Genomic DNA, 2,931 nt, shown 5'->3' on the forward strand with positions numbered 1-2,931 from the left:
GATGGTGATACCGCGAGCTTTTTCTTCTGGAGCGCTGTCGATCTTGTCGAATTCAACTACGGCCGAACCGAAAACTTCGGAGCAGACGCGAGTCAGAGCAGCGGTCAGCGTGGTTTTACCGTGGTCTACGTGACCGATGGTGCCAACGTTGACGTGCGGCAGGGAACGATCAAATTTTTCCTTAGCCATCGATATCACCCCTAACAGAAGAAATTGAGCAAACAACACAAGCCATTAAAACAAAGGCAGATATTTTCATATCTGCCTTGTCATATGGAGCTCTTGAGCGGATTTGAACCGCTGACCTCACCCTTACCAAGGGTGTGCTCTACCAACTGAGCTACAAGAGCGTAACACTTTGCACAACCTGCAAACTTGGAGCGGGTAGCGGGAATCGAACCCGCATCATCAGCTTGGAAGGCTGAGGTTCTACCACTAAACTATACCCGCGGAGCCTGCAGCTCACGCTAAAATCTGGTGGAGGGAGAAGGATTCGAACCTTCGAAGTCGTAGACGTCAGATTTACAGTCTGATCCCTTTGGCCGCTCGGGAACCCCTCCTAATCAGGCCGGCATTCTATACCATGCCAACCCCCTGTCAAGCATTTTCTCATTTAAAAAACATGAGGTTAGCTGCATTGACATCACCCCGCCGCAGTGACCTTTTCAGGTCTTCGCTGTGGAGCGGGCGCCATTCTATGCAAACTACTCAGTAGGCGCAACCCCCTCGCACAGCATTATTTTATGTTTTAACTCATTGAATTCCTTAGAAAGGTTTTGCAGCTGAGCATCACCCAGCAAACGCTGGGTTTCGGGCGTAATCTGGAACCAATACGAACTGCCGGAAGACTCTTTGGCCGAAGGAAGAGCTTTTACCCCAAGCCCTGCCAAACGCTGCTCCAATGCCTGGGCGGGCTCAGGGCGACTCAAACCACCTATATATAGACACTGACCATCAGGCTTTCCTCCAGTCCTTTTTTCACTAGAAGCATCACCACCTGCCTCACTCAGCAAGCGAATATCCTGTTGCGAGCTACGATAGAGACTGAGCGGCGTGACATCCTTTGCGCGTAGCGGCGCCTCCTGCTGATGCCAGACGTAATAAAAAACATTGAGTACCAGGAGCAGAAGGAACAACCAACGCATACAAACCTCAGGACAAAGGACACGCCATAGCCAAACCCACGAATACCAAATCGGGAACAACCCTAGCCTCAGGCGCGATATCCGAGACTAGCTCGGCGTCCCCCCCCGTAATGTAGACACTGTAGTCATCACCCCAGTAGGCACGCGCCATCTCCAACTGCGTCAGTACGAATCCTCTGAGCATCAACGCACAACCACGCTCGACAGCCTCAGCCGTATTGCGTCCAGGCTCCTGACTCGTCAATGCCCGCTCCGCTGCGAGGTCTCCATAGCGAATTTTTCGAGTATGAGTACGCAGCTGATTACGCATTAGCGGCATGCCAGGACAAATGAAACCTCCTAGATGCTCACCTTCCGACGAGATGAAATCAGCAGTCACCGCAGTGCCAAAATCAAGAACCAGACAAGCCCCTTTAGCCAAGTGAAAACCACCAAGCATTGCCAACCAGCGATCAAGGCCAAGGCGCTCATAATCGTCGTAACCATTCTTAACACCGGACATCTCGCGAGCCGGCGCCGCACAAACAACGGAAACGCCGAACTCATGTTTGAGCACGCCAATCAGCAAATTAGTCTCATCTTCAGTTCTTACGCTGACGAGACGGCACTTATCGAGAGACACTTTCTCTAGCGATCGAAGACTGTTTACCAATGCCTCATCAGAGTCGGCCACACCTTCCGCGATCACGATACCCGCCTCAACGCGCAGCACACGCCACTTGATAAAGCTGTTTCCACAATCGAGCTCAAGAATCATCACGCAACCTCAAGCTGAGCTCACCGCCACTAAAGACTTTTTCCACGCCATCTACCTTCAGCCGCAGCGCGCCTTGATTATCGATTCCCAGCACCACACCATCCACCTGGTGGACACCAGCAGTGAGGGAAACCGGCTGCCCTTGCCACAAGTGGCTCGCCTCCCATTCCGCCTGAAGCGCAGCGAAGCCGTCAGATTGGTGACGCTGCAAATAAAGCTGCAGCTGCTTACTTAGCTCAATCGCCAGAATATTGCGATCACACGCCTGCCCCGACTCCAAACGCATTGAAGTCCATTGCTGATCGACTTCATCCGTAGTCTGCATGTTCACATTGATGCCTATACCCAACACTACGTGACACACGTCAGCAGGATCCCCAACCAGCTCCAACAGAATCCCGGCGATTTTTTTTCGCCCGACCAATACATCATTGGGCCACTTCAAACCTGCACCTGGCACTCCAAGCACATGCAAGGCTTGCATGACGGCGAGCCCGACAACAAGACTCAACCCCTCAAGCTGACGCATCCCACCATCAATACGCAACACGAGGCTGTAATAGAGATTTTCAGCGAACGGGCTCACCCATTTACGGCCTCTGCGCCCACGCCCTGAGCTCTGGCGCTCAGCCAATACAATAAAGGGAGCCGCCCGCCCCCCATCCACCGCGCGCAGCGATTCAGCATTAGTAGAGTCGACAGAATCGAAGATACTGACAGACCAGCCGCAAAGGCCTTCCTCTATCTTGAGCACGTCAAGCAATGTCAATGGCGAGGCCAATTGATAGCCCCTTCCCCGAACTTTATGTATGGACAATCCAAGCTCAGCCTCCAGGTGTTGAAGCTGCTTCCACACCGCACTTCGACTAACTCCCAAGGCAGCACCCAAAGCCTGACCGGAATGGAATCGACCATCCTTCAGGAGATTCAACAACGTCAGCATGCAGGTCTCGCCTCTGAATGAGGCCCGAATAATAGCTATGCACCGGGCCGTTGCATAGAATTCAAAAAATCCACTTTCCTGCGGAC

4 protein-coding genes and 3 tRNA genes are annotated in these 2,931 nt (G+C 52.7%); all 7 read right to left on the reverse strand.

Annotation, left to right across the window (positions count from 1 at the left end):
* Positions 1-189, reverse strand: a 189-nt coding sequence (locus AC1MDC_RS28555) for a GTP-binding protein (protein WP_256205956.1), incomplete at its 3' end; no start/stop codon positions are given.
* Between the two features lie 85 nt (positions 190-274).
* A tRNA-Thr gene (locus tag AC1MDC_RS28560) sits at positions 275-350 on the reverse strand.
* A gap of 26 nt (positions 351-376) precedes the next feature.
* A tRNA-Gly gene (locus AC1MDC_RS28565) sits at positions 377-450 on the reverse strand.
* 25 nt (positions 451-475) lie between these two features.
* Positions 476-560, reverse strand: a tRNA-Tyr gene (locus AC1MDC_RS28570).
* Between the two features lie 144 nt (positions 561-704).
* Positions 705-1,145: a hypothetical protein gene (locus AC1MDC_RS28575; RefSeq protein ID WP_085697683.1), complete on the reverse strand. Its 441-nt coding sequence runs from the start codon at positions 1,143-1,145 to the stop codon at positions 705-707.
* A gap of 7 nt (positions 1,146-1,152) precedes the next feature.
* A complete protein-coding gene (locus AC1MDC_RS28580) occupies positions 1,153-1,902 on the reverse strand; it encodes a pantothenate kinase (protein WP_480394182.1) in 750 nt (249 codons plus the stop codon).
* A complete protein-coding gene (gene birA / locus AC1MDC_RS28585; RefSeq protein WP_480394183.1) occupies positions 1,892-2,845 on the reverse strand; it encodes a bifunctional biotin--[acetyl-CoA-carboxylase] ligase/biotin operon repressor BirA in 954 nt (317 codons plus the stop codon). The genes AC1MDC_RS28580 and birA overlap by 11 nt, the downstream gene beginning before the upstream one ends.
* Positions 2,846-2,931 lie beyond the last annotated feature (86 nt).

The organism is Pseudomonas sp. 1, assembly GCF_056626735.1.

Bases quoted from the DNA above. Each gene is read 5' to 3' on its own strand.
- AC1MDC_RS28575 (WP_085697683.1), bottom strand. From the start codon at position 1,145: ATGCGTTGGTTGTTCCTTCTGCTCCTGGTACTCAATGTTTTTTATTAC.
- AC1MDC_RS28580 (WP_480394182.1), bottom strand. From the start codon at position 1,902: ATGATTCTTGAGCTCGATTGTGGAAACAGCTTTATCAAGTGGCGTGTG.
- birA (WP_480394183.1), bottom strand. From the start codon at position 2,845: ATGCTGACGTTGTTGAATCTCCTGAAGGATGGTCGATTCCATTCCGGT.